This window comes from Gordonia westfalica (genome assembly GCF_900105725.1).
Lineage (GTDB): Bacteria > Actinomycetota > Actinomycetes > Mycobacteriales > Mycobacteriaceae > Gordonia > Gordonia westfalica.
This window is the reverse complement of sequence record NZ_FNLM01000034.1, coordinates 266,644-292,631: the sequence shown is the minus strand read 5'-3', so window position 1 is coordinate 292,631 and position 25,988 is coordinate 266,644. Positions and strand designations below refer to the sequence as shown.

Annotated in this window: 26 protein-coding genes and 4 pseudogenes; 16 read left to right on the top strand and 14 right to left on the bottom strand. The window is 66.3% G+C overall.

The annotated features are described in order from the left end of the window. Positions 1-218: 218 nt before the first annotated feature. Positions 219-1,433, bottom strand: coding sequence for a cation:proton antiporter (locus BLU62_RS06715; RefSeq protein ID WP_074848824.1), 1,215 nt, complete (start codon positions 1,431-1,433; stop codon positions 219-221). On the opposite strand from BLU62_RS06715, the gene BLU62_RS32870 reads away from it, so the two are divergent. Beyond that, entirely contained in the window at positions 1,411-1,554 is a 144-nt protein-coding gene (locus BLU62_RS32870; RefSeq protein WP_159441550.1) for a hypothetical protein, read from the top strand. The two genes, BLU62_RS06715 and BLU62_RS32870, sit on opposite strands and share 23 nt — an antisense overlap. A gap of 30 nt (positions 1,555-1,584) precedes the next feature. Beyond that, entirely contained in the window at positions 1,585-2,019 is a 435-nt protein-coding gene (locus BLU62_RS06710) for a DUF1622 domain-containing protein (RefSeq protein WP_074848823.1), read from the top strand. A 35-nt stretch (positions 2,020-2,054) separates the two neighbouring features. Here BLU62_RS06710 and BLU62_RS06705 read toward each other — a convergent pair whose 3' ends face one another. Then, positions 2,055-3,005 carry a GlxA family transcriptional regulator gene (locus BLU62_RS06705; protein ID WP_074848822.1) on the bottom strand — a complete coding sequence of 317 codons (951 nt, stop codon included), beginning with the start codon at positions 3,003-3,005 and terminating at the stop codon, positions 2,055-2,057. 119 nt (positions 3,006-3,124) lie between these two features. Here BLU62_RS06705 and BLU62_RS06700 point away from each other — a divergent pair, with 119 nt between their 5' ends. Both BLU62_RS06700 and BLU62_RS06695 read left to right on the top strand, forming a co-directional pair. Continuing rightward, complete coding sequence (locus tag BLU62_RS06700) at positions 3,125-3,760, top strand: isochorismatase family protein (RefSeq protein WP_074848821.1); 636 nt, start codon at positions 3,125-3,127, stop codon at positions 3,758-3,760. Between the two features lie 89 nt (positions 3,761-3,849). Continuing rightward, a complete protein-coding gene (locus BLU62_RS06695) occupies positions 3,850-4,629 on the top strand; it encodes a thioesterase family protein (protein ID WP_074848820.1) in 780 nt (259 codons plus the stop codon). Positions 4,630-4,690: 61 nt separating this feature from the next. On the opposite strand, the gene BLU62_RS06690 is transcribed toward BLU62_RS06695, so the two are convergent. Further along, a complete protein-coding gene (locus BLU62_RS06690; RefSeq protein ID WP_074848819.1) occupies positions 4,691-5,770 on the bottom strand; it encodes a YihY/virulence factor BrkB family protein in 1,080 nt (359 codons plus the stop codon). Positions 5,771-5,876: 106 nt separating this feature from the next. Between BLU62_RS06690 and BLU62_RS06685 the strand changes: the two genes are divergently transcribed. Continuing rightward, positions 5,877-6,173 carry a putative quinol monooxygenase gene (locus BLU62_RS06685; RefSeq protein WP_074848818.1) on the top strand — a complete coding sequence of 99 codons (297 nt, stop codon included), beginning with the start codon at positions 5,877-5,879 and terminating at the stop codon, positions 6,171-6,173. A gap of 11 nt (positions 6,174-6,184) precedes the next feature. Here BLU62_RS06685 and BLU62_RS06680 read toward each other — a convergent pair whose 3' ends face one another. After that, entirely contained in the window at positions 6,185-6,844 is a 660-nt protein-coding gene (locus BLU62_RS06680; protein ID WP_074848817.1) for an FMN-dependent NADH-azoreductase, read from the bottom strand. A gap of 98 nt (positions 6,845-6,942) precedes the next feature. Here BLU62_RS06680 and BLU62_RS06675 point away from each other — a divergent pair, with 98 nt between their 5' ends. Further along, on the top strand, positions 6,943-7,293 hold the full coding sequence (locus BLU62_RS06675; protein WP_074852733.1) for a winged helix-turn-helix transcriptional regulator: 351 nt from the start codon (positions 6,943-6,945) through the stop codon (positions 7,291-7,293). Between the two features lie 9 nt (positions 7,294-7,302). Here BLU62_RS06675 and BLU62_RS06670 read toward each other — a convergent pair whose 3' ends face one another. The 4 genes from BLU62_RS06670 to BLU62_RS06655 all read right to left on the bottom strand — a co-directional run bounded on the left by BLU62_RS06670 (position 7,303) and on the right by BLU62_RS06655 (position 10,300). Continuing rightward, the gene (locus tag BLU62_RS06670) at positions 7,303-8,034 is read right to left on the bottom strand and encodes a lysophospholipid acyltransferase family protein (protein WP_074848816.1); all 732 of its coding nucleotides are present in this window, start codon (positions 8,032-8,034) and stop codon (positions 7,303-7,305) included. Between the two features lie 112 nt (positions 8,035-8,146). Then, positions 8,147-9,190, bottom strand: coding sequence for an NAD(P)-dependent alcohol dehydrogenase (locus tag BLU62_RS06665; RefSeq protein WP_074852732.1), 1,044 nt, complete (start codon positions 9,188-9,190; stop codon positions 8,147-8,149). 126 nt (positions 9,191-9,316) lie between these two features. Continuing rightward, complete coding sequence (locus tag BLU62_RS06660; protein WP_074848815.1) at positions 9,317-9,688, bottom strand: TraR/DksA family transcriptional regulator; 372 nt, start codon at positions 9,686-9,688, stop codon at positions 9,317-9,319. 135 nt (positions 9,689-9,823) lie between these two features. Next, positions 9,824-10,300, bottom strand: coding sequence for a DNA/RNA non-specific endonuclease (locus tag BLU62_RS06655; protein WP_280141518.1), 477 nt, complete (start codon positions 10,298-10,300; stop codon positions 9,824-9,826). 113 nt (positions 10,301-10,413) lie between these two features. Here BLU62_RS06655 and BLU62_RS34540 point away from each other — a divergent pair, with 113 nt between their 5' ends. After that, positions 10,414-10,761, top strand: a complete 348-nt coding sequence (locus tag BLU62_RS34540) for a hypothetical protein (RefSeq protein WP_159441549.1) — start codon at positions 10,414-10,416, stop codon at positions 10,759-10,761. Between the two features lie 108 nt (positions 10,762-10,869). Here the strand turns inward: BLU62_RS34540 and BLU62_RS06645 are convergent, their stop codons facing one another. Both BLU62_RS06645 and BLU62_RS06640 read right to left on the bottom strand, forming a co-directional pair. Next, positions 10,870-12,375, bottom strand: a complete 1,506-nt coding sequence (locus tag BLU62_RS06645; RefSeq protein WP_074848813.1) for a protein adenylyltransferase SelO — start codon at positions 12,373-12,375, stop codon at positions 10,870-10,872. A gap of 43 nt (positions 12,376-12,418) precedes the next feature. Further along, entirely contained in the window at positions 12,419-12,622 is a 204-nt protein-coding gene (locus BLU62_RS06640; RefSeq protein WP_074852730.1) for a zinc-ribbon domain-containing protein, read from the bottom strand. Positions 12,623-12,711: 89 nt separating this feature from the next. Between BLU62_RS06640 and BLU62_RS06635 the strand changes: the two genes are divergently transcribed. Beyond that, positions 12,712-13,437 (top strand): DUF6319 family protein, encoded by a 726-nt coding sequence (locus BLU62_RS06635; protein WP_074848812.1) that lies wholly within the window; start codon positions 12,712-12,714, stop codon positions 13,435-13,437. Between the two features lie 7 nt (positions 13,438-13,444). Here the strand turns inward: BLU62_RS06635 and BLU62_RS06630 are convergent, their stop codons facing one another. Beyond that, a complete protein-coding gene (locus tag BLU62_RS06630) occupies positions 13,445-13,849 on the bottom strand; it encodes a VOC family protein (RefSeq protein ID WP_074848811.1) in 405 nt (134 codons plus the stop codon). Between the two features lie 189 nt (positions 13,850-14,038). Between BLU62_RS06630 and BLU62_RS06625 the strand changes: the two genes are divergently transcribed. Beyond that, on the top strand, positions 14,039-15,613 hold the full coding sequence (locus tag BLU62_RS06625; RefSeq protein WP_074848810.1) for an FMN-binding glutamate synthase family protein: 1,575 nt from the start codon (positions 14,039-14,041) through the stop codon (positions 15,611-15,613). A 43-nt stretch (positions 15,614-15,656) separates the two neighbouring features. Here the strand turns inward: BLU62_RS06625 and BLU62_RS06620 are convergent. Beyond that, positions 15,657-16,459 (bottom strand): annotated as a pseudogene (locus BLU62_RS06620) (crotonase/enoyl-CoA hydratase family protein). A 74-nt stretch (positions 16,460-16,533) separates the two neighbouring features. On the opposite strand from BLU62_RS06620, the gene BLU62_RS06615 reads away from it, so the two are divergent. From BLU62_RS06615 to BLU62_RS06590, 6 genes and pseudogenes are all read left to right on the top strand, one after another. Beyond that, positions 16,534-17,079: a YceI family protein gene (locus BLU62_RS06615; protein WP_074848809.1), complete on the top strand. Its 546-nt coding sequence runs from the start codon at positions 16,534-16,536 to the stop codon at positions 17,077-17,079. A 154-nt stretch (positions 17,080-17,233) separates the two neighbouring features. Then, complete coding sequence (locus tag BLU62_RS06610) at positions 17,234-18,040, top strand: hypothetical protein (RefSeq protein ID WP_074848808.1); 807 nt, start codon at positions 17,234-17,236, stop codon at positions 18,038-18,040. A gap of 176 nt (positions 18,041-18,216) precedes the next feature. Beyond that, a complete protein-coding gene (locus BLU62_RS06605) occupies positions 18,217-18,735 on the top strand; it encodes a hypothetical protein (RefSeq protein WP_139180021.1) in 519 nt (172 codons plus the stop codon). Positions 18,736-19,087: 352 nt separating this feature from the next. After that, a complete protein-coding gene (locus BLU62_RS06600) occupies positions 19,088-19,960 on the top strand; it encodes an ABC transporter substrate-binding protein (RefSeq protein ID WP_074848806.1) in 873 nt (290 codons plus the stop codon). Beyond that, positions 19,961-22,430, top strand: a pseudogene (locus BLU62_RS06595) (ATP-binding cassette domain-containing protein). Continuing rightward, positions 22,427-23,152: pseudogene (locus BLU62_RS06590) on the top strand (ABC transporter ATP-binding protein). Before BLU62_RS06595 ends, BLU62_RS06590 begins: the two co-directional pseudogenes overlap by 4 nt. A 71-nt stretch (positions 23,153-23,223) precedes the next feature. On the opposite strand, the gene BLU62_RS06585 reads toward BLU62_RS06590, so the two are convergent. Continuing rightward, complete coding sequence (locus tag BLU62_RS06585) at positions 23,224-24,117, bottom strand: SGNH/GDSL hydrolase family protein (protein ID WP_074848805.1); 894 nt, start codon at positions 24,115-24,117, stop codon at positions 23,224-23,226. Between the two features lie 126 nt (positions 24,118-24,243). After that, a complete protein-coding gene (locus BLU62_RS06580; protein WP_074848804.1) occupies positions 24,244-24,807 on the bottom strand; it encodes a hypothetical protein in 564 nt (187 codons plus the stop codon). Between the two features lie 286 nt (positions 24,808-25,093). Between BLU62_RS06580 and BLU62_RS06575 the strand changes: the two are divergent. Beyond that, positions 25,094-25,980, top strand: a pseudogene (locus tag BLU62_RS06575) (universal stress protein). Positions 25,981-25,988 lie beyond the last annotated feature (8 nt).

Here is a 25,988-nt window from a genome sequence, read left to right as displayed (position 1 = left end):
GGCCAAGAACTCTACGCATCTCGCGCGGCCCCGAAGTCCGCTGTGGGACAGCGAGAATCTGGTCATGCGACCCGCCGATCGCCGGCGCGGTCCCGGCCCGTTCCGCCGTAGAAGCGCCGAACATGTCGCGAGCAGCGATGATGCAGCCGGGCGCGTTGTCGCAGAGTTCGCCGAGCACACGCGACCCGTAGGCGCCACAAGCCGTGCAAGCGAAAGAATCAGTCGGACTCTAACTCCTGCACACGGTCTCGCCGGTCGAGACGCCGCGCGATGAGGCTCACGCCGAAGCCGTGCAGCACCACGCTGGCCAACACCGTCACCGTCATTGCGTACAGCGTCTCGTCGGCGACCATGCCGTCGAGTTCGTTGAAGGCGAGGAGACCGAACACGATCGACGCGGTGCCACGCGGGCCGAGAACGCCGAGCAGCAGCCGATCGCGCGGACCGATGTCGGTGCGCATCAGCGCGAGGTACACCGGCACGATGCGTAGAACGGTCAGCGCCGCCAGCCCCAGAACGACGATCTGCCAGACGAATCCGAGTTCGAACACCAGCACCGCGGCGCACCCGAACACGAACCACATCGTGAGCGCGGCGAGAGCACTGACATCATCGGCGAGCCGCAACTCCTCATCACCGGGCCCGTTCTTCCGGGTCGCCTTGTAGGCGATACCGCAGACGAAGGCGGCTACGAATCCGTTGCCGCCGAGCTGCACCGAACATCCGTACGCCAGGATCGGGATGAGGACGAGACTGATCCTGACTGACTGTTCCGTCGCGAGTCCGCGAAGCACGGACAAGTTGGTCAGTCGAGCCGTGATCAGGCCGATCACACTGCCGGCCAGTGCGGCCCACAGCGCCGAGGGTACGGCCATCTCGAGCGCTTCGGCGGGCGATGCGGCGTGCTTGTGGTCGCCTGCGAGCGTGAGGGCGAAGATGAAGATCGGCGCGATGATTCCGTCGTTGTAGCCACTCTCGATGTTCAACAGGTGTCGTACCCGAGTGGGGAAGCGGTGATCGCGTACCAGCGACGTTGCGGGCGTCAGGTCCATCGGGATCACGACGCACGCGATGAGCAGTGCCACGCCGACCGACATCGACGGAAGCAGGGCCAGACCGAGCAGGGTGGCCGCCGCCACCGACAGCGGCATCGCGACGAGAAGCAGGCGGAACGACGTTCGGCGTTCACCGGCGAAATAGCCGCCCCGTACCTCGATGGCGTCGACGAACAACAGTAGGGCGAGGATCAATTCGACGACCGGCTCGGCCACGTCGGTGTCGAGGGCGTTGCCGATCGAGTTGTTGGTGGTCAGGCCGATCACGATGCCGGCGACCACCATCAGGAACGCACCCGAGATCTGGAGCCGGGACAACCGGCCCGCGACCAGCGACCACCCGACGATCACCACGATGGCGATCAATGCGGGGGTCATCGACCTCGCCCACGTGACAGCATTGACGGATCGTATCTCGATCAACCCGGCTGATCAGGCAATGCGCGACAAGGCCGACGACGACGCGCCCGAGCGAAGCGCAATCCTCGACAACGGCTGAAACGTCTTCGGCGCCGATAGGCTGACGCACATGGATTTCGAGGACATCTTCACCGCGGTGGCAGTCGCATTCGAAGCACTCGGCGCGTTGGCGATGATCATCGGGTTCATCATCGCCATCGTCCTCGGCGCGCGATCGCTGTCGCGCAAGGAGGGCGGAAGCGAGGCCTTCTCGGTTCTTCGGACCACTTTGGGTTCGGCCATCCTGCTCGGTCTCGAAATCCTCGTCGCCGCGGACCTCATCCGAACGATCACCTCGAAGCCCTCCATCGAGGACGCACTGATCCTCGGCATCATCGTGGTGATCCGGACCGTGTTGTCGATGTCCATCCAGATCGAGATCGAGGGCGCGCTGCCGTGGCGACGAGCTGTACTCACCAACGGTGGCCAACTTCTGAGCAAGGCGGTGGCACGCGACGCGGCTGCGAGCCGGGCCGCCGGCGAGACGGAATCGATTGAGCGGTGACACATTCGAACGGGGGGTGACGTTACGCGTGACCGTCACGCGGAAACCCGGAACTGTCGCCGATAGCTGGTCGGCGACGTCGCGAACGCTGCGGCGAAGTTCTGTCGCATCGTGACGCTGCTGCCGAACCCGCACCGCTGCGCGATGCCGTCCATCCCGAGGTCGGTGGTCTCGAGGAGAACGCGCGCACGATCGAGGCGTTGCTGGAGGACCCACTGGGCGGGGGTCGTCCCGGTCACCAGTTTGAAGTTGCGCACGAAACCCCGGGTACTCATCGAGGCTCGGGAGGCGAGACGTGCGACGGTGAGCGGTTCGTCGAGATGCTGGACGGCCCATCCCATGAGTTCGCTGATCGGGTTGCCCGATGCCGTCTCCGGGACGGGTTGTCGGGTGTATTGCGCCTGACCGCCGTCCCGGTGCGGCGCGACGACCAGCCTGCGTGCGACGTCGTTGGCCACGTCGGCACCCAACCGCTCGCGAACAAGGTGCAGACACGCGTCGATGGCCGACGCCGTTCCCGCTGACGTCAAGACATCGCCGTGGTCGACGTAGAGCACCAGCGAATCGAGCGGGATGTCGTTGTGCCGCTTGCGCAGAGCGTCCATCGCCGCCCAGTGTGTCACCGCCGAACGCCCGGAGAGCAGGCCGGCGTCGGCAACCGGGATGGCACCGAGGCAAAGGCCCACGATGATCGCGCCGCGCTCGTGACCGTCGGTGAGGATTCGACGAAGTGGCCCATCGAGCGGCGGGAGATCCTCCGGCCACGACGGCACGACGATCATGTCCGCGTCGGCGGCCGCCTCGGGTCCCGCGAGACCACTGATCCGGTGGCCCTCGCCGACACCCACGTCGCCGCCGGTCGCGCTCCACAGAACGGTTGTCCACGACGCCGTCGGCTCTACTCTCGCGGTCTCCCCGAACACCATCTGAGGTGCGGCGAGATGGAACATCGAGATGCCTTGGAAGGCGTACACAGCGATTCGCATTGGCTCAATCCCATCGAAAGTAGGCATCTGTGCCACTGCCGACGCTACTCCCATACGTCGCATAGTGAGGAAGGACGGCCGGGACCCCACGGCCGACGACCGATGGAGGAGAACCGACCATGACCACGATCCGCCGCGCACTGATCCTCGTCGACGTCCAGAACCAGTACTTCGACGGACCGCTGGCGATTCAGTACCCACCGCGAGATGTGAGCGTGCAGAACATCGTTCGGCTCATCGATCACGCAGAGGAACAGGGCATCCCGGTGGTGGCGGTCCAGCACACCTACCCGGCCGGCGCGCCCGCGTTCGCCGAAGGCTCGTTGTCGTGGGAGCTCCACCCCGAGGTCGCCGCACGGGCGACGCCAGCCTGGAAGCGGGTGCGCAAGCAGTTCGGCAGCGTATTCGCCGGCACCGACGTGGCGGAGTGGCTGCGGGAGCAGGACGTGGACACGGTGACCCTCGCCGGCTACATGACGAACAACTGCGACCTGGTCTCCGCCGCGGGAGCCGAGGAGTGGGGCATCGCCGCCGAGGTCATCTCGGATGCCACCGGCGCCATCCACATCGCGAACGCAGCCGGAAAGGCCTCCGCCGAACAGGTCCACACGACCCTCCTGGCCATTCTCAACTCCAACTTCGCCGCGGTTGCCACCACCGATGAGTGGATCGACGCGAGCAACTCGGGAGTCGCGCTGGCCAAGGATGATCTGCTGTCGTCAGCAGTTGAGGGGCAAAACGCATTCGACGCCTGACGAAGCTCGGCGACCACCGAGTCCGGTTGGTTATGGCGGTCGGCATAGCGTAACGTTCGACGCGCTATACCGACCGTCATAGAGGAACGATGCCCACACTCGCCGAACTCATCTCCGGTTTCGATCACGATTTCGTCGTGCCCACCGAGTGGACCCAAGGTCGTACCGCCTACGGCGGTCTGACCGCGGCGCTGTCCGTCCACGCGGCCCGGCTTACCGCCGGAGACGAGCTACCGCCGTTGAAGTCGGCCCAGTTCCTGCTCAGCGCACCCGTCGTCGACACCGCGACGATCAAGGCACGCCGATTGCGTGAGGGCAGGTCGGCGAGCAGCGTCGCCGTCGAGACCGTCAGCGGGGGACAGGTGGCCGCGCATGCGGCACTGATCTTCGCCCGGCCTCGCACCAGCACGATCGAGCACGATCTCGTCGAGACCCCGGCCTTACCGGGACCGGATGAATGCCCGGACTTCGCCGAACCGTCCGCGATGCGACCGGCGTTCGTGGACAACTTCGACATCCGGAAAGCCGGTGGGGCGAGTCCGATGTCGAACGACGGGCCGCCGCGGTTCCGCGCCTGGGTGCGCCACCGTGGCGCCGAGGGCGTCGATCGGGCAACCGCGCTCGTCGCCCTCGCCGATGCCCTGCCGCCGGCGACAACCGCGGCGTTCACCGAGTGGGCGCCGGTCAGCACCATGAGTTGGACATTGCATCTGTGCACCGACGAGCTACCGGATCCGTCGGAGTGGCTGCTGCTGGAGTCGGCGAGCACCTTCACCCGCGACGGCTACTCCCACCAGTCGATGACGCTCTGGGACAGCGCATCCAGACCAGTCATCCAGGCGTCGCAGACCGTCGCGGTGTTCGCCTGACACTGCATCATGGCGCGTATGACGTTGTGCCCGGAATCCGCGCACAACGTCATACACATGATCATCCGCCGCGAGAGTTCCGCAGGGCACGTCCCTTTTCGACGTACTCCTGGTCGATCTTCTCGTTCTTGTCCGAGACGGTGGTGTCGCGAGGCGGGAGCTGTAGGCGCTCCTCGGCGGCCATGCCCGCCTGGAGCTGTCGGCCACGCTCGAGTTCGGCGTCGAACTCGGCGCCGAAGAGCAGTGCGAGATTGGTGAGCCACAGCCACAAGAGGAAAACGATGACGCCCGCCAGCGCCCCGTAGGTCTTGTTGTAGCTGCCGAAGTTCGACACGTAGAGCGCGAACGCCACCGACGCCACGATCCACGTGACGATCGCGAGCACCGCGCCCGCGCTGATCCAGCGGAACTTGGGTTGCTTCACATTCGGTGTCGCCCAATACAAGACGGCGACGATCACCACAACGAACACCAGCACCACCGGCCATCGGACGATGTTCCACACCGTCAGAGCGGTATTGCCCAGACCGATGGCGTCACCGATGGACCGTGCGACCGGTCCGCTGACTGCGAGCATCAGCGCCACCGCCGCGGCCAGGATCAAGGCCACGAGCGTCACCAGCAGCATGGCGGGCCGCAGCTTCCAGATCGGCCGACCCTCGTCGACCTCGTACATGCGGTTCATGGCACGACCGAAGGCGCCAACATAGCCCGACGCCGACCACAGCGCACCCGCGAGACCGATCACGAGAGCGAGACCGGCACTCGGCGCGGCCACCAGCTGCTCCACGGGTGCACGCAGGGTGTCGACCGCATCCGACGGACCGAGGTCCTCGACCATCGTCAGCACGGCGTCGACCGTCTTCTCACCCTGCCCGAAGACACCGAGGAGGGAGACCATGGCGAGCAGGGCGGGAAACAGCGACAACACCGAGTAGTAGGTCAGCGCGGCGGCGAGGTCGGTGCACTGATCGCGTGAGAACTCGCGAGCCGTCTTGCGCAACACGAACATCAACGACGGTTTGGTCAGATCCGTCGGGGACTCCGGCTTGCGTGGATCGTCGGGGTCCGCATGCTCCGGGTCGTCCCGGACATCGACGTCCCGGCCGGCCGGGTCGATGGTCTGCTCGTCGTTGCTCATACCCCGGTGTAGCCGCGCGATGCGCGGACCAAACTTCTCCGCCGCGACCGGCCGGGAAGTGCGAGGTAGCGTGGCGAGGGTCGTGTGTCGTCGACGAGGGGAACCGATGCAGACATCGATGCGGGTCCGTGGCCAACTCGTGTGCCGGACGCCGGAGGAACTCGCGACCGTGCTCGAGGCTCTACCGCTTCACGCAGAGCTGACTCGCAAGGAGCCCGGTTGCGTGTCCTTCGAGGTGAGTCGCACCGAGGATCCATATGTCTTCGACGTCGACGAGGTGTTCGTCGACGCGTCGGCATACGAACTCCACCGGCAGCGACTGGCCGCGAGCGAGTGGGGCCGTCGCACCGCCGGTGTCGAACGCCGGTACGCCGTCGAGGAGTCCACGCACACCGACGGCTGACCGCGACGGAACTAGCCGGCGGAAGCGACCTCGCGTGACCGCGCGAGCTCACGGCCGACGGCCCGGGCATTCGCCTCGGCCTCGACCTTGAGCTCGGCCGCGGCGTCGGCGAAGGCATCGAGCGCAGGATTCACACCGACGAGCGTGAACTGACGTTTCACGATCCGGAGATCGAGACCCCAGACGTCGGAGAGAACGCGCCGAAGCCAGGGCGTCGAGTGGTCCCAACCTTCCTTCGGGGTTCCCGGATCGTAGTTGCCGCCCTGCGTGGTGACGAGGACCGCGGGCTTCCCGCGGAGGTCGGCGGGGTCGATCCCGATCCGCGGGTCCGTGGCCACCAGGTCGTACCAGCCCTTGAAGTGTTGCGACACACCGAAGTTGTAGAGCGGGACGGTGAGTAGCAGCGCGTCGGCGTCGATGAGTTCGCCGGCGAGCGCGGCCGCCAGGTCGCCCGCTTCGCGTTGTGCCGCGTCGCGGTCGGCCGGAGGCACCGTTCCCGCGATCACGGCGTCACGCCAGGCGGTCACCGGAACGGGGTCGGTCGACAGATCCCGGCGTGTCACCGTCGAGTCGGGATGAGCGCTGGTCCATTCGAGTTCGACGAGGTCGCCGAGGGCGCGGCTCGCAGATGTGGAGGGAAAGATGCTGGTATCGAGGCGGAAGAGAGACATCCGGGGACTCCTCAGGAGTGGCTAGTAATTTAGAAGCGGCTAGTCACACGGTAGTACGATCGTCATCGGAGCGCCAGTGGGCGACTAGGATGTGTGCGATGTCCGAGATTTCCGCGAGCGGCCACGAGCCGCGAACATGCGACGACGCGTTGCGTCGTGCGTTCGGCTTCTTGGGCAAACGCTGGAACGGCATCCTGATCGCAACACTGATGAACGGGCCGGCAGGATTCGCCGAATTGCGTTGCGCCATCGGCGGAATCAGCGACTCGATGCTGTCCAATCGACTTTCGGAACTCGCCGAGGCCAATCTGGTGGAACGTCTCGTGGATCCCGGGCCGCCGGTGTCGGTGTCGTATCGACTCACCGAATCGGGGCACGCACTGATGCCGTCGCTCACCGCTCTCACCGCCTGGGCCTGGGAGAACTTGCCGCCCTCGGCGACAGACTGATCTCGAGGGTCAGGCAGCTACCCGACACACCTCGTCGACCGCACCCTGCAGATCACCCTGGATCATTCGGGTCAGCGCCGCCGGCGTCTCGTCCTTGAACCGGGTCAGGTCGACCGGATCTCCGAACGTCACCATCGGGCGTGCACGATCATCTCGGTGCGGGTAGGCGATCCCCGCGGACACCAGCGAGACGTCGACCCCGGCCTTCAGCGCCCGGTAGGCGATGTGACCGATGCCGGTACCCAGCTTCTGCAACCGGGTGACATCACCCTCGTTGCAGGTCCCCTCGGGGAACACCGCGATGCTGTCGCCGCGGACCATTCGCTCGACGCACACTCCGAACATCTGCCGACCGGCCTCGGCGGCCGCCCGGACGCCATGGTCCTTCTGGCGGAAGACCGGAATGCCGCCCAGTGTGTCGATCTTTCGTCGCTGGCCGGCCTCCTCGAAGAGCTCGTCCTTCGCCAGCACGCGCATGTGACCGATGCGGGACCGGATGGGCGAGCGGAATCCCGCAGCCGCGAGCACCAGCGGATCGCGCTCAGAGACATGGTTGGCGGCGATCAGCAACGGCCTGCCGCTGCGCACCGCACGAACCAGATGATCGCGGGCCGTGAACCGCACGACGGGTCGGATCCTGGCGGCGAGCACCCCGTACATCAACTTCGCGCGAACACGGTCCTGCTGGTGATCGAGGTAGTGCGCGTATACGGCTTCAGACTGGGCGAGCTCGACATCCACGTAAGTTACGGTACCGTAGGTTAGCGTTCACGCCCAAAGAACGACGAAACCCGCCTGCCATATCGAGACCGAAAACTCCAGGTGACGGCCTCGCCGCGGATCTGCGGAGTGATCAGTCAGGCACCACGACGGCCCGGCCGCGGAGATCATTGGCTGCCAGCCGTCGGTAGGCCTCGACGCCGTCGTCGAGCGAGAACTTCTCGACCGCCACCTCGAGGACACCGTCACGGGCCAGATCCAGCACCTCGATGAGTTCGTCGCGAGCACCCCAGTACGGCGCGCGAACCGACACCTCGAAAGGCTGGGTGAAGAAGCCGACCTTCGCCGCCGCGACTCCGTCACCGATACCGACGATCACGACGTCTCCCATCGTGCCGGCCATTCCCATCGCGGCATCGAGGGTGGGCTGCAGCCCGACGAAGTCGAAGACGGCGGTCGCGCCCTCGGCGCCGGTGATCTTGCGGACGTTGGCGACGGCGTCGGCGTCACTGAGCACCACCTCGTGAACCCCGACCTCGCGCGCGAAGGCCAACTTCTCTTCGCTCACGTCGAGGGCGATCACTCGGGACGGGGTCAGATGACGAAGGAGCTGGATTCCGACGTGACCGAGGCCACCGGCGCCAATGACCACGGCGGTGGTTCCGCCCACGAGTTTCGGCAGAGACGGCTTGATCGCGTGATACGGGGTGAGGCCGGCGTCGGTGAGCGGCACGGCGGCCGTCGGATCGAGATCACCGAGGGGCACGAGATGCCGCGGACTGTCGACGATCATGTACTCGGCCATCGCGCCTTCGTTGCCGAGGCCGGGTGGTGCGATGCCGAGCTCGGCCGCGCGGCTGCAGTAGTTCTCGAAACCCCTCGAACAGAAGTGGCAGACGCCGCAGCCCCAGGCCCCGTACACCGCGACCGACGTTCCCTCGGAGATGCCCGTGACGCCGGTACCGACTTCGGCGACCACACCGGCACCTTCGTGCCCGAGTGTCATCGGCAGGGGATAAGGGAATCCTTCTTCGGGAAGGTTGAGCACGAAGTCGTCGGAATGGCATGCGCCTGCCGCGCTCACCTTGAGGAGGACCTGTCCGGGACCGGGCGTGGGTTTGTCGACCTCGCGCAGCTCTGGGGGGTTACCTGGCTTGACTACCTGAATGGCCTTCATGCTCATACCTTTCGCGCCGACGGGAGGTGGCCCGGGTTCCGGTCTACTCGCGTGCGACCACGATGTATGCGTCTTCTGCGGAATTCGGCATGAACACTCGTCGACGGATCCGGCCCCGATACCGGCTCACCAGCGACGTGTCGGATTGCGCGCGGCACATCTCACGCACTGCCGCGCGGCCGGCAACACCTCGAGTCGTTCGGGGTCGATCGGTTCGCCGCAGGTTTCGCAGCGTCCGTACGCTCCGCGACCCAGGCGTTCGAGCGCGGCGTCGATCTCCTCCAGGCGGACCCGCGACCGGTCGATCTGGGCGACCAGCTGTCCTCGTTCGACGGCGAGCGTGGTCCCCTCGGGATCATGCTCGTCATCGGAGGCGGCGTCCGCGGTCGCTTCGATGACGGCGGCCAGACGCGCGGACAACGATTCGATGAGCGCCGCGGTTCGAACGCGTTCGGCGATCAGCGATGCTCCTGATTCATCGAGGCCGGGTCGGTTCACCGCCGGCCCCGGGCATGTCGTCGGCTCACGGCTCCTTTGTACGCCGCGGGTCCGACGGTCACCGATGGCGGACGAACCGGATGTCGGCCACGCTGGTGAGGAGCGGAACGATGCCCTCGGGCTCCTCGAACGGATCTAGCGCGGCAGCGGTCCTAAGGAGAGGCCAGTCCGTTGCTCGATCGATCGGATCGAACGTTGCGCGGTCTTGTGCGCGCCGAAGACGAACTCCTCGGCGTGAAGGAAGTCCCGCTGGGACATCGTGTAGCCGGTGGCGCAGAGCTGACCGGTCTCGTCGTGGATGAAGGCGATGACCTTCCAGAACTCGACCGGGATCCGGACACCGAACATCGTCGGATCGGCGTCGGTGAGGAACGGGCCGGTGAACACCGAGATCTTCATGTCGTCGCGGCGTGCGTTCTGCAGCGCGTAGTCCTCGAGGTCCAGCCAGATACCGCCGTTGAACGGCTGCATCTGCGGGACGACGTTGGTGACGTGCATCGAGTCGGTGTTACCGCGCGCCGCCGCGGTGTCGGATCCCGAGTCCGGATCGCAGCGTTGGCTTCCTTGAGGCGTGTGAGTGTGTCCATGCTCCGATGGTTCGCCCGAGGACACGCCGGGACGTGAGTACAGCGCTACCTGAATTCAACGGGCGGGCTCACGCATGGACGTCGCGGAGACCGACCGCACCGCGAAGCCCCGAACAGTTGATGCATCCCACGCATCCGATGCAGTCCGTGCATCGGATGCAGCCGACGCATCCGATGCACCGGCGGCAGAGCAGCCCGGCCACGACCCCGACGCTGCCGGCGATTCCGAAACTGAGTGCGGTGCCGATGCTTCCGGCAACGACGGCACTGGCAACCGTCACCGCCGACCCTGCGACGATCGCGCTCGCGACCGTCGCAGCAGATGAACTGATGCCCGCACTGGAGACAGTCCCAGCCGAACCGGAGACCGCGGCACTCGCGACGGTGCCGACCGACCCGGCCACGGCCGCACTCGAAATCGTCGCGATCGAGCCCGCGACCGCGGTCGAATTCACCGTCGCCGGCGATTCGACGGCATCGCTCTGATCAGTTGTGAGCGTCAGCATGAGGTCCATGGTCGCGCAGTGGTTGCACGCGTGCACACTGTTCGGCGCTATCTCCGGGAGTGTTCCGCGGAACACTCCCGGGCGGCACTCAGGTCCCGCAGAACGTCTGGAACGACGAGTTGAACTCCTCTGAAGCCGGGGCCGTGTACTTGACCCGGTCGACGCGACGTTCGAACGGGTGAGTCACGACGTCGAGCAACTCTTCGAACGGCCCGAGGTCTCCCTCGTGCGCGGCTCGGAGCGCGTCGTCGACCAGGTGGTTGCGGGGGATGTAGAGCGGGTTGACGAAGTCCATCGCGTCGGCGGTGGATGCGTCGTCGCGGCCATGTCGGGCGAGGGCTTCGCGCCATCGCGCGACCCACGGATCCGACGCGTCTCGCGGCAGCAGTATGTCGAGAGGAGCCGGTCGTCCGCGCAGTTCGTCGGCCAGCGCACGGAACGTTCCGGTCCAGTCGGCGCGATGTTCCGCCATCAGCGCGAGAAGGTCGTCGATCAATTCGTGGTCGACAAACGTGTCGGCCAGCCCGAGCTTGGCCGAGAGACCTTCATTGAGGTGCTGCTCGTATACAGCGTCGAAGGTGGACAGCGTCGCCGTCGCGATGGCGATCGCATCGTCCGGTGCCGGACTGATCAACCTGAGGAGCGTTTCGGCGAACCGCGCGAGGTTCCATTTCAGGACCGCTGGTTGGTTGCCGAAGGCATAGCGCCCGCCCTGATCGATCGAGCTGAACACCGCCGCGGGGTCGAAGGCGTCGATGAATGCGCATGGACCGTAGTCGATGGTCTCGCCGGAGATGGTGGTGTTGTCGGTGTTCATGACACCGTGCACGAACCCGACCAGCATCCACCGGGCGACGAGCGCGGCCTGCCGTTCGACCACACCTTCCAGGAACTTCGCATATCGGTTTCCGCCGCCGGTCGGTGGCAGTTCGGCGAGTTCGGGGTAGTGCCGCGCGATCGCATAGTCGGCGAGGGGTTGCAGGACATCGCCGTTGCGGGCGGCGAACTCGAAGGTGCCGACCCGCAGGTGGCTCGCCGCGACCCGCGCGAGGACCGCTCCGGGTTCGACGCCGTTGCGATGGATTCCACGACCGGTCGCCACCACGGACAGTGACCGGGTGGTCGGCACACCGAGTGCGTACATGGCTTCGCTGACGAGGTACTCGCGGAGCATCGGTCCGACCACCGCGAAGCCATCCCCACCCCGCGAGAACGGCGTCGGTCCAGAGCCTTTCAACTGAAGATCGACGCGATGCCCCTCGGCGTCGATGAGTTCGCCGAGCAGGAGGGCGCGTCCGTCTCCGAGCAGTGCCGCGTACCCGCCGAACTGATGTCCTGAATACGCCGTCGCCACCGCTCTGCCGTCTGCGGGCACCGCCGCGCCGCCCAGGATCGCAATTCCATCGTCGGAGCGCAGGGCTTCGACGTCCAAACCCAGCGACGCGGCGAGCTTCTCGTTCACGACGAGGAGCCGGGGATCTGGCACATCGGCACCCCGCCACTCGACGGTGAGAGGCGTCAGTTCATCGGCGAAAGTGCTCTCGAAGCCGGTGATCGCGTCGGATGTGCGCGCGGGGGAGTCGGTGGCAGCCACTCTTCGAGCGTAACCAGTGTTCGCCGCGTCCGGCTTTCGCCGCTCAGACCGCGACCGCCGCGCCGCAGATGCCGCAGGCCTCGAACTCCCGTCGGCCCCACCGCGCAATCGGGATGAAGAACACGGTGAACTGCTTGAACTCCCGCATCCTGGCCCACTGGGTGGTGTTGTGACAGCGAGGACATGTCCGGGTCTGTCCCGCGCCGAGATGCTGCTGTTTGGGGCCGTATCCGAAGAGGAAGAACACGTCGTCATCGTAATCGCGGACTCGACCGGCAATCTGTGCTCGTATCGACACACCCACCCGGCGCCTGATAGTCGCACGCGTGTGCGAACATGGACGGCGTGAGCTCGCAGAAGAGGACCGGATTGACCGCCGGTGACCTGGAATCTCTGTCCGCAGCACTCGCCGCGGGCAAGCGCGTCACCGTCTACCTTCGTGACCCGATGCCGTCGCTCGGACTCGAGTCGGGTGCGTCGGCGCGTGTCGTGTCCATCGACGGCACCACGGTGACGGTCAGCCCGAAGGGCGTCGACGATCAGTTGCCGTTCGAGGCCGACGAACTGCAGAGGACCCGGGCGGCGTCAGCGTCGCCCGTGAAAGCGACCCAGCGACCGGCCAAGGCGGCGCCTGCTGCCGCCCGCCCTGTACCGACCCCGAAACCAGCTGCGGCGGAACCGAAACCGGCATCTCCGCCGGCCGCGCGTCCCGAGCCGGTACAGTCTCGCCCGGCCGCACCGAAGCCGGCTCCGGCGAAAGCTGCACGGCGCCCCAAGGGTGCGACTGCCGCGGTGAGCGTGACCATCACTTCAGCGGGGGAGAGCACGTGGACGGTGTCGGTGGCGCACGGCAGCAAGAAGGGAAAGCCGTCCGAGGTGACCGCGGACCGCGTGGCGCGCGCAATGCATGAACTCGGCGACGACGCTGCCATCACCGCGGTCGACGAGGTGATCGAGTCGGCGCGTGAGGCTGCACAGAAGAAGATCGAGGAACTGACGCGGGAGCTCGAGAGCGCGCGGGCCGCACTCGCTCATCTCGACGTCGGGCCCGGCGAGAGCTGACTCGTCCTCATCCGGCCGGCGGGGCGAAGAACTCCAGGGCGATGTTGTCCGGATCGCGGAAGGATATCCCTGATCCGTAGTGCGCGTGTTTGATACCGCTGTGCGCGATTCCAGCCTTGTCCAAACGTGAGACCCAGTCCTCGAGTTCGGACTGCGTGCAGGCGAACGCGATGTGGTCCAGGCCGACGTTCGTCTCGCTGAACCCGCCCGGCGCCGGGTCGCCCGACGCGTGAGTGTGGAGTCCGAAGAGCGTTCCGCCGTCCAACGCGAAGACCGTGTGGTGGAAATCGCCGGACTCCTCGTCCTCGTCCAGGACCGGTTCGGCGTCGAACAACTTCCCGTACCAGGCGGTACTCGCAGGCAGATCACTCACGGTGATGGCCACGTGGGTGAGTGCGGGAAAGTTCGGCATGGGGTGCCTCCTCCCAGGAAGGGCGCCGGTGCGGATTCCAGACGCATCGACCAGTTTATCGCCGGGCCGATGACCAGACCGCCTATTCCGGAGCGCGGACGACTCCCCCTCGTCACCCGAACCCCTTGAACGAGGAGTCGACCCGAGCGATTCATGGCGGTGCCCGATCAGGAGGTGAACACTTGATTCATGAGACGCAAGAGGTCTGCTGCTGTCGGTGCCGCCACCACGGTGGCAGCGGTCGTCGTTCGTGATCTGTTCCAGCGCGAACATTCGCTGTTGCGGAACTATCCCCTGGTCGGGCATGCGCGGTACTGGATCGAAGCGCTCGGACCCGAGTTGCGACAGTACATCGTCGCCGCCAACGACGAAGAGCGTCCGTTCACCCGCGACCAGCGGCGGTGGATCTACGCCTCGTCCAAGAAAGAGAACAACTACTTCGGGTTCGGCACCGACAACGACGTCGAATTCACAAACGGATACCCGGTCATCAAACATCGGACGTTCAATCCTGCGTCTGCCCCTGCGTCGACGCCCGAGGCCGGACACGAGGTGGTGCTGCCCTCCGCGAAAGTCATGGGTGAGGCGCGTGGGCGACCGGCCGCGTTTCGTCCGGAGTCGGTCGTCAACATTTCCGGAATGAGCTTCGGAGCATTGTCCGGGAACGCAATCGAGGCACTCAATCGCGGCGCCGCCCTGACCGGCGCGCTCCACAACACCGGCGAGGGCGGGATCTCGCCCTATCACCGCCACGGTGGTGATCTCGTCTTCCAGATCGGCACCGCCTACTTCGGCTGCCGCGACGCCCAGGGACGATTCGATCTCGCCCGTTTGAAGGATGTGGTCGCCGAAGCCCCGGTACGCGCCCTCGAGATCAAACTCAGCCAGGGAGCCAAGCCGTGTCTGGGAGGCTTCCTGCCCGGCCCGAAGGTGTCTGCGGAGATAGCAGCGACGCGTGGAGTCCCGCCGGGACAAGATTGCGTGAGCCCGTCACGTCATGCCGAGTTCTCCGACGCAGACAGCATGCTCGACTGGGTAGAACTGCTGGCTGCCGAGACGGGACTGCCGGTCGGCATCAAATCCGCGGTCGGAGACCTCCACTCGTGGCATCAGATCGCCGACCTGATGACGAATACGGGTCGGGGCGTGGACTTCATCTCCATCGACGGAGGGGAGGGAGGCACGGGCGCGGCGCCGTTGCTGTTCTCCGATTCGGTATCGCTCCCGTTCCTTCTCGGCTTCACCAGGATCTATCGGATCTTCGCCGAGCGGAACCTGCACGAGCAGATCACGTTCATCGGAAGCGGCAAGCTCGGTCTGCCCGACAACGCGGTCCTCGCGTTCGCCCTGGGGTGCGACATGGTCAACGTCGCACGTGAGGCGATGTTGTCTGTCGGCTGCATCCAGGCCCAGAAATGCCATACGGACACGTGCCCGACCGGTGTCGCGACGCAGAAGGGCTGGCTCACAAGAGGATTGGTACCCGACGAGAAGGCCTCTCGAGCCGCGAACTACATCACGACGCTACGCCGTGACCTCGTCAAGGTGTCGCAGGCCTGCGGCGTGGAGCACCCCGGACTCATCACGACCGATTCGGTGGAGATAGTCGATGGCAGGCAGGACTCCAGACCGCTTGGCGACGTGTACGGGTACTCGCCGGGTATGGGTCTCCCGTCGGAAGCCGATCGCGCTGCAGTCGTGCGGCTGATGAGCGGTCAGAGCACCGGCGGGTCTGCACCTCCCTCGGCGACGAGCGCGGGATGACCGCAACGCCCGCGCGCCCAGCCGCCCAGCGTGCAGCTCACGCTCAGTCCGGGTCGGTGAACCGCGGTTCGCGACGCTCCATCCCGGCGTGCACGGCCTCGAGTTGGTTCGGTGAGCCGATCAGCTCGACCTGCAGCTTGCTCTCGAGCAACAGCGCACCCGCCGGATCGGCGCCGCTCCAGGTCTCGTCGTAGAGCTGTTTCGCCGCGCGCACCGCGTGGGGCGACTTCGCGGCGATCTCGTGGGCGAGGTCCAACGCGCGTGAGAGCGGGTCATCGGCGGTGCCGGTGACCAGCCCGAGATCGTGGGCTTCGGTGCCGGAGAGGATGCGGCCCGTGAAGGTGAGCTCCTTCGCCACATCGGCCGCGAGAAGGCCCGGAAGCGTCTGCGTGATCCCCATGTCGGGAACCAGGCCCCATTTCACTTCCATGATGGACAGTCGGGCGTCGGGGGTCGCGTAGCGGATGTCGGCGCCGAGAGCGATCTGCAGTCCACCTCCGAAGCAGTTGCCGTGGATCACGGTGATCACCGGCGCCGGCACGCGCCGCCAATCGAGCGACACTCGCTGCGCATGATTCCCGCGATCGGCGTCGTCACGCTCCAGCAACGAATCGGCGTGCCGTTCCCACCGAGAGACGAGATGTCGAGTCCGGAACAGAAGCTCTTTCCCGCGCCGTGCACGACGACTGCCCGCACCCGACGATCCGCCGCCAGTTCACTGGTGACATCGAGCAACGCGTCGAACATCGCGGTATCCAGGGCGTTGTGCTTCTCCGCCCGGTTGAGCGTGACCGTTGCGACTCCCGCGTCGTCGACTTCGAGCAGAATCCGTTGTCCAGTACCCATGTGCATCACCTCGCCATCCGCCGTCGGTGCACCGACGAGCCCGACCACCTACTCCGAGGGCCTACACTACGGCCGTGGCGGAATCGGTCTGGGAGTTCAGCGAATCCGACGGCTCGGTCGTCGTGCACACCGGGGTCACCGGACCCGCAGCACGCACCGGCCATCGGCTGACGATCTCGATGCGCGCGTGGACGGCGACGGTGACCCTTCACGATTCGGTGCCGACGCGCATCGCGGCAACGATCTCGGTCGACTCCATGCATGTGGAAACCGGGGAGGGCGGACTCACCCCGATGACCGGAGCCGAGAAGTCCCTCGCCCGCATGAACGCACTCAAGTCCATGCGAGCCGACAAACACCCCGACATCACTTACGAGTCAGACACATTCACGCCGACGTCGAATGGACTCCGAGCGGCCGGAACACTGACCATCCACGGCCGGACACATCCCCAGACGTTGGACTTCCAGGTCGTCGAGAACTCAGCCGGCCGGCAGATCACGACCGAGACGACAGTCACCCAGAGCGACTTCGGGATCAAGCCCTATTCGCTCATGATGGGCGCGTTGAAGGTTGCCGACGATGTCCGGGTGGTCGTCGACGTCACGCACGGTCGATGACCACCGATCGGTGCCGGTAGACACGCCCGGCACAGCTCCGGAGCTCTCGACGATCGGTACGCTCGAAGGTGCCCGATTTGTCGGCCGGGACCGCAGCCTCGCGAACGCTCCGGCCTGACGAGTCCGTCGGACACGCACGAGCCTGGAGAGAACCATGGAAGCACTGATCCTGATCGCCGTCATCGTCCTGGTTGTGGTCGGGGTGGTGGTGGTCGCACAGCAGCGCTCCGGGGCGAACGCGGCCCGCACCCTCGAGGATGCGAAAGCCGACGCTCGCCAGGCCATCGAACGGCTCGGTGGTCAGGTCTTCATGCTGGTCGGCGACGGTCCGGCGTCAAAGCAGGCACTCGCCGACGCGGGGGAGCGGTACACCGCTGCCGGCTCGCAGATAGAGCAGGCGAACTCACCGGCGCAGGCACGTCTCGCCAAGCAGACCGCCATCGAAGGCCTCTACTACATCCGTGCGGCGCGTACCGCGATGAACCTCGATCCCGGTCCCGCCATCCCGGAACTCGACGGTCAGCGCAGCGCGGGCCGCGTCACCGAGGATCGAAAGGTCGACTTCGAAGGACGCCAGGTCGAGGCGTCACCCAACCCGTCTGATCGGACGCCGAACTACTACCCGGGTGGCCGCGTCGCCGGTCGTCCGGTCCCGGCCGGTTGGTATTCGGAGCCCTGGTGGCGGCCGGCTCTCGTGGCGGGCGCCTGGGGCGTCGGGTCGATGTTCCTGTTCTCCGCGATGTTCTCCGGCATGGCCGGTGTGCCCTACGACGCAAACGCTTTCGAGAGCGGCGTCGGTGACGGCTCGGACATGGGCGCCATCGACGGAGGCGACGCCGGTGGCGGTGCGGACGACTTCGGCGGGGGCGACTCCGGTGGAGATGGTGGCTTCGGCGGTGACGGCGGTTTCGGTGGAGACAGCGGCGGCTTCGGCGATTTCGGTGGAGGTTTCGACTTCTGACCCGCTATCGAAAAGCGTGATGTGTAGCCGCGTTTGAGGACATCGGCGGCTCAGCCATCCTCATGGAACCGGCATTTCAGAGCCCCACGGCGAAAGTTTCCTATTGTGAAGAATCTTCGGCCGAGTGCGGCGTAGTCTGCGGACAGATCGAACGTCGAGTCGGGTTGGGGAATCTGATGACATCGAAGCTGACCAGCAGAATCGCAATGACGGCCGCGGGAGTACTCGCGGCAGCCACGCTGCCCGTGTTCGCGAGCGCGGCGCCGCCGTCGATTCCACTTCTCCCGGACCTCGACTTCGGCTCCCTCTTTCCGGACACGCCGCCGGCCGGGGAGGCCAAGCTGTGCGACTTCACCTTCGCGCAGCCCGGTGGCCCCACGCGGACGGAGTCCGTCGAGGTGAGCGTCGCTTCCGCCGGGGAGGGCAAGACGAAGTACGTCTTCCGAACCCAATCCGTCACGGTCTCGCCGTACACCCAGGCCGCCGCCGTCACGTGGGCAAACCTGGACACCGGGTTGTCCGGTGGTGGGTACGACTCGAGGACCGAAGCGCAGATCAGCGCCGGTCGAACCGAGATCACTCCGCCGGTCCAGGTCGTCGGAAAGGGGCGGATCACCGTCGTCGCCAGCGTCTCCAATGTCGCCGGGAACGCCACTTCCTACGATGACTGCACCGGCGAGTACACCGCGTCGTGATCACCAGCAGCAACTGATCAGGCGGAACTTCGACGTCTTCGACACCGCCGGGACGATCGCACCAATCCCGAAGCGCAGCAACGCTTCATCAACTTCATCGACATACTCGTCGAGTCCGACGTCCGCGTCACCTTCGTTTCACCGCATGCAATGCGGGAGTTCCTCGATGCGGCGTCACACCGGCCGGACGCCTTCCGGATGACCAGCCGGATGCACCTGCTCCGCAGCCCGGACTAGAGCAGGTCCCCCGCCCGTCCGGCGGATTGGCGGCGAAACCACTGGTGTAGCAGTGACGACAGCAGTGACGGCTCCGCGTCGGAGAGCGTCGCCGCACCGGAGGGTTCGCAATTCGATGGTCCCGATCGTCACCGGGGCCGGGATCCCCTACGTGTCGGCAGCCGGTCAGGCATCGTCGGAGCTGACCACTCCGGGCGCCTTCATGTGGACGGCCGGTCTGCCGGGCGCCATGACCTCGATGGCGAAGTACTCCGCCCAGCAGGGCATGAAGAACGTGACCGCCTATGTGATCGACGTCCCGGCAGCGACCGCCGGTGTCCAGGCGATGGGCGCACCCGCCTTCCAGGCCGCGGGGGTCAACCTCAAGGTCGTGCCGATCCCGCCGGGCACCCCAGACGCCACACCGCAGGTGAGTGCCGGTCTGGCAGACAACCCCGACGGTGTCGTGGTCATCGGTGAATCCACCCTTTGCACGTCGGTGTTCAAGGCCCTCGGCACGGTCTCGACGACCGCCGAGAAGATGACCATCCAGCCGTGTTCGGATCCGGCGGTCGTCGAGGCGGTCGGTGCCGAGAACCTCAACGACACGAAGGTCTCGACCGCGTCGGTCATCAACTCCGATGACCCGGAGACCCAGCTCTACAAGGCGATCATGGCCAAGTACGCGCCCGACACCGACATCGAGGGCTTCGCGATCATCGGCTACCAGGGCACGCTCGGTCTGGTCCGCGCAACCGAGGCGGTTCAGGGGACCGACACCTCACCCGCCGCCCTGACCGCGGCGATCAAGAGCGCCACCGGATGTTCCGCTCCCCGCCGGCTACGGGCTGACCTTCACCTGCGACGGCAAGGCGATGCCGGGCATGCCGTCGGTGTGCGGCAGCGGAGGCATCATCGTCACCTTCAAGGACGGCGAGCTCGTCGACCCCGAGCTCGTCTGAATCCGGCGAACGTTCACCACACCCGCCCAATGACCGGAAGTCGGTAGATGACCCAAGATATTCAGTTCTTGCTCCTAGGGCTCGGCAACGGCGCTGTCTACGCAGCATTGGCGCTCGCCCTGGTCATGACCTACCGGAGTTCGGGTGTGGTGAACTTCGCCACCGGGGCCATCGCGCTGTACATCGCGTACACCTACGTGTACCTACGCGACGGCGAGCTTCTCATCCCGATCACGGGGTTCCCCAAGACAATTGATCTCGGGGGACCCCTGGGATTGGCACCCGCCATGGTGATCGCCCTACTGATCGCCGCCGGGTTGGGCGCTCTTCTGTACCTCTGCGTGTTCCGGATGCTGAGGACTGCACCGGCCACGGCCAAGGCAGTCGCCTCGATCGCCGTCATGCTGGTGATCCAGGCTCTGCTTGCTTCCCGGGTGGGCACCAGCCCGGTGTCGGTGGATGCGATCCTGCCCACCGACATCATCGAGATCGGGGACATCCGCGTTCCCGCGGATCGGGTGTGGATCGCGGCGCTGGTCGTCGTCCTGACGGTGCTGTTGATCCTGGCCTTCCGTCTGACCCGATTCGGTTTGGCGACCCGAGCGGCCGCGGAGTCGGAGAAGGGGGCGATCGTCGCGGGGTTGTCACCCGAACGTATCGCCTACGCCAACTGGGCGTTGTCGACGATGATCGCGGGGCTGTCGGGCATCCTCGTCGCCCCGATCGTGCCGCTGATCCCGGTGTCCTACACGCTGTTCATCGTGCCGGCCCTTGCCGCTGCGCTGGTCGGCAACTTCAGTGCGATCGGACCCGCGGTGGCCGCCGGTCTGGGCATCGGCGTGGTGCAATCGGAGATGACACACCTGCAGGCGACGGTCAGCTGGATGCCACAGTCCGGGATGGCCGAGCTCATACCCCTGGCGATGATCCTGATCTTCCTGGTGGTGCGCGGCAAACCCCTGCCGACCCGTGGTGCCATCATCCAGAACACTCTGGGCGCCGCACCACGACCACGAAACCTGTTGATCCCCACCATCGTCGGTATCGTGGTCGCCCTCGGGTTCCTGATCTTCACCGAGGGCAGTATCCGAGGCGCGGTCATCGTCACCTTCACGGTGGCGATCATCGCCCTGTCACAAGTGGTGGTCACCGGGTTCGCCGGCCAGATCTCATTGGCGCAGTTGACCCTTGCGGGAGTCGCCGCGTACACGATGTCGCGCCTGACCACCGATTGGGGCGTTCCGTTCCCGATCGCGCCGGTGTCGGCGGCTCTGGTGGCAACGGTGGTGGGTGTCGTCGTCGGACTCCCGGCACTGCGGATCCGGGGCTTGCCGGTCGCGGTCGTGACGCTCAGTCTCGCGGTGTTCCTGGAGGCATTCTGGTTCCGCAACAACGAGTTCAACGGCGGGATCGACGGGGCGGTCGTCCAGGATCGTATGCCGCCATCGCCGGAATCGGCATGTTCGCGCTGGTGTACCTGGCCGGCGTCACCTGCGTCTCCGGCGGCGTCCTCGCGGGCATCATGGGGGCCGGCGGCATCCTGTTCGTGCTGCTCGACCGCGCGGTCAACCTGGGCACCTCTTACCACGTCATCACCGGCGTCCTCCTGGTCATATCATCGCCAACCCCGAGGGCATCACCTCCGAGGTCCACAAGGCGGCGAACTGGTTGCGCGCCAGGATCTCCGGCCAGCGGGACACCGAGGCCGAACTCGACCTCACCATCTCGTCCGAGGCCGACACCAAGAACGCCGAGGGGCCTAGCGCGCCTGGGGAAGTCATCCTGTCGTCCAAGGGAATCGGCGTCCGGTACGGCGGCGTCACCGCCGTCGACGATGTGTCGTTCGACGTGCGGGACGTGGAGATCATCGGCCTGATCGGTCCCAACGGTGCCGGAAAGACCACGTTCATCGACGCCATCAGCGGGTTCGCCGACGCGACCGGCAGTGTGACCCTGGAGGGCGACAGCCTCGACGGGCAGCGCCCCTATCAGCGCAGCCGCCACGGCCTGGGTCGCACGTTCCAGGGGATCGAACTGTACGACGACCTGTCGGTCCGTGAGAACGTCGCGGTCGGAACCACCGCCGCCCGGCATCGCCCGAACACCGCGACGCTAGGGGACGATGACCTGGACCGCCTCTTCGAGCTGTGGCACCTCACCCCGGTGGTCGATCGCCAGGTGAAGGAACTCTCCCAGGGGCAGCGACAACTCGTCTCCGTCGCCCGGGCACTCGCCGGACGCCCCCGGGTGGTCCTGCTCGACGAACCCGCCGCCGGACTCGACAGCACCGAGAGCCTGTGGCTCGGACACCGCCTCCGCGCGATCCGCGATGCGGGGGTGACCGTCGTGATGATCGACCACGACATGGAACTGGTTCTCGCAGTGTGTGATCGGATCGTCGTCCTCGACCTCGGCAAGGTGATCGCCATCGGAACCCCCGACGAGATCCGCAGCAATCCCGCTGTCACGAGCGCCTACCTCGGCGCCACCCATACCGACGAGGAGCTGAAGGCATGAGCCACGTACTCACCTGCACCGGCGTGGATGCCGGATACACCGGTCGCCCGTGCGTTCGAGGATTCGATCTCGAGCTCGCCGCGGGGGAGGTGCTGGCACTTCTCGGCCCCAACGGGGCGGGCAAGACGACGGTACTGATGACACTGGCCGGGTTGCTCCCGAGCCTGGCCGGCGAGGTGTCCATCGAAGGTCACACGGTGAAGTCCGGACACGCACGGAGTGCGGCGAAGGCCGGGCTGGTGTTGGTTCCCGACGACCGATCGTTGTTCACCTCGCTCACCGTCGAGGAGAACCTGCGGCTCTCGGTCAGGTCTCGGCGTTCCTGGCCGACGGAACGGGACACCATCGTGGAGACCTTCCCCCAGCTCGCCGACCGGCTCAAGGTGCCCGCCGGTGCACTCTCCGGAGGCGAACAGCAGATTCTCGCGATCGGACGGGCTCTCGTGCAGCACCCCGAGGTCCTGCTGATCGACGAACTCAGCATGGGCCTGGCGCCGGTCATCGTCGAACGCCTGCTGCCGATCGTCCGCGCCGTCGCCGACAACACCGGCACCGCAGTGATTCTCGTGTAACAACACGTGCAACTCGCACTCGGTGTCGCGGACACCGCGATGGTCATGCGGCACGGAAATCAGGTGCTGCAGGGCAACGCGTCGGAGCTGGCCGCGACGCCCGACGTGATCGAGAACGCGTACATGGGGGAGGCGTTCGCGTCGTCGTGATGGCAATTCGTTCGCGCGGCACGACAGTCGCCGATCGGCGCACTGGACAAGCAGGTTAGCGAAGCGGTCCCTCAGCGCAGTGCGGCCACGACCTGATCGGCCATCGCCTGCTGACCAAGTGCATTGGCGTGCATCGCCGGGAAGCTGACCGCACCCAACGTCGGCTCGACCCATCGCCGATCGCCCGCGCAGGCGTCGTGGCCCGCGGAGACCTTGGTCATGTCGACAAAGGTTGCGTCTGTGGCTGCGGCGGCGCGGCGCATGGCGGCATTGAGGGCGGCGAAGGCCCGGTGTAGGTACTCGGTGTCACCGGGCGTCGTGAGCAGAGCCGCCGAGCAGAGCGCAGTGCCCTCGGCCGGGAAGATCTGCGGATACCCCACGAGGAGGACGCGGGCGCGCGGCGCGGCGCGGTTGATGCTGCGCAACGCGTTCACGAGGTCGGGGTATGTCGAGGAGTTGATCTTGTCGACGAACGAGGTGCCGAACCTGTCGCGGCACGGCGTGGCCGAAAACGGCGCCGACAGCCAGGCCTGCTGGCAGGCCGAGGTCGCGTAGCCGAAGAGTCCGTTGTTGTTCGCGCCGATCGTCAGGGTGATCAAGCGCGTGGCCGGTCCCACCGCGGTGATCTGCGGTCCCTGCCACAAGTGCTGCGACCGGGTCAGATCCTCGGTCGACGCGCCCGAACAACTGACGTCGGAGACCCGGGTTCCGCGTCGCTTCGCGACGAGGTGGGAGTAGTTGACCATCGAGTTCGAGCAGAACATCGCCGCACTCGTCGCCTGCGGGAAAACCGATGCGCCTGCGCTGTAGCTGTCACCGAGATTCACGTACGGGTATCCGCTCGCTGCCTGGGCCCCGCCTCCGTGGGCGAGTCCGCCAACGAGAGCGACGGCGGTGGCCGCCGCGGTCAGAACGGTCCGGATGCCGAGGCGTCGGCGCCGGCTACGGCCGGACGGCAAAGGCATTCAGACGCTCCAGATCGTGGTGCTCATGTTACTGATGATGTTGATGAGACTAACACGACCTGACCAAGGGTTGACCTGGTCGCCGATCAGTGTCCTTCGCATTGCGGCGGCCCCGGCCTGCGCAAGTCAGGCCGGCTCCAGCGCCCGATTGGCCTTCGCCAGCGCGGCGAGCGTACGCAACACGGAATCGCGTTTCGCGGTCAAGTCGGACACCTTGGCCTTGCCGCTCAAGCCGGAGTCCTGCTGCGCGACCGCCAGGCGTTCCTCGATCTCGGCGAGCTGCGTCAGCAGGTTCTGGGCCCGGATCGCGAGCTCGGCGCGGTCGGGTCGGGTGACCCCCGACTTGTCGTTCTGAGGCTTGACGGCGGCCACCTTTGCGCTTGTCTTCGTGGCAGTGGACGCGGTGCGTTGCCCGGACCGGGACTTGGCACGCGGAGGTGTCTCCGACCTGGTCTGGTTCAGTATCGCCCGCGCTTCGCGAGCGGCGACCCGGTGTTCATGTTCTTCCTCGTCGTCGGATGCCAACGACCCACCCAGGGGTCGCAGACCATACAAACCGACGAACTCCCGGGCCGCGGCGATGGTCTGTTCTGCGGTGCGGCAGCGCCCGCACCGCGGCTCGCCGCGGAGCTCCGCAATGTCCTCGCTGGACGAGCACCACACACAGATGCGGGCAGTGGGATCGGTCACGAAAGCACTGGAAACGACTGGATTCACGGGTGAAAAGACTACGGGACAGAGCTTTTCATCCTGCAACCGGGTTTGACCCCAGACTGGGTTCACACCTCGACCATGCCTCAGATCAGTACGGTAAGGGCTTTTGCCGCGCTATCGGTGACTTTCTACTCCGGCCCGTTCGCCCTGCCCGGGTCACGATGGTGATGCCGATGGGCTACTGCAGCCGCAGGCTCATCGACGATGCCCAGCCCGCCGCGGTGACATCGTGACCTCGCCGGGTGCAATCCTGGAGACGACCATGACTGAGTCAGCTTCCGATGCGACGGCACCGATCGTCGTCGGCGTGGACGGTCGGACAGTGCCCTGATGGCGGTTCGATGGGCGGCGGGCGCGGCCGTTCGGGAGAAGCGAGATCTACGGGTGATCTCCGCGGCCGGGATCGTGCCGGGCGCGTACGCGCCGACAGCGATGATGACGTCCCCCGCGGTTGTCGAGGCCATGCATGCCGGAGCGGCGCGCGCCATCGAAGCCGCTACTCAGGTCGCAGCCGACGTCGCCCCGGACCTGGACGTGGCCGGCAAGGTCGTGAGTGGGTCCGCCACCCTGGCGCTCCGCCACGCGTCTGTCTGGGCCCACATGATCGTCCTCGGCAGGCGAGGACTCGGTGGCGTCCGTGGACTGCTGGTCGGTTCGGTCAGCAACGACACCACATCGCACGCCGAGTGCCCGGTGGTGGTCGTGGGCGGCCCGGCACCGACGACCGGACCCGTGGTCGTCGGTGTCGACGGGTCGCCCACGTCCACGGCTGCGATCGGCCACGCGTTCCGTCAAGCCGACCTGCTGGGTACGTCTCTGCTCGGGGTGTACGCGTATGGAGGCTCTTCCGGAGCGGCGTTCTATGGCGCCGACCAGAAGATCCTCCGACAGTTCGAAGACGACGCCGAAGAACTGCTGGGTGAACAGCTGGCCGGCTACCCGGAGGACTTCCCGGACGTCAAGGTCGAGCGGCGGGTCGGGATCGCCTCTCCGGCAGAGGAGATCGTGGATGCAGCGCAGTCGGCGCAACTGGTCGTCGTGGGGACACGCGGTCGCGGTGGGTTCCGCGGTCTGCTCCTGGGATCGACCAGCCGGGCCGTCCTGGAGGTGGCTCCGTGTCCGGTGATGGTGGTGCACCGCAAGCCCTGATCCGACCT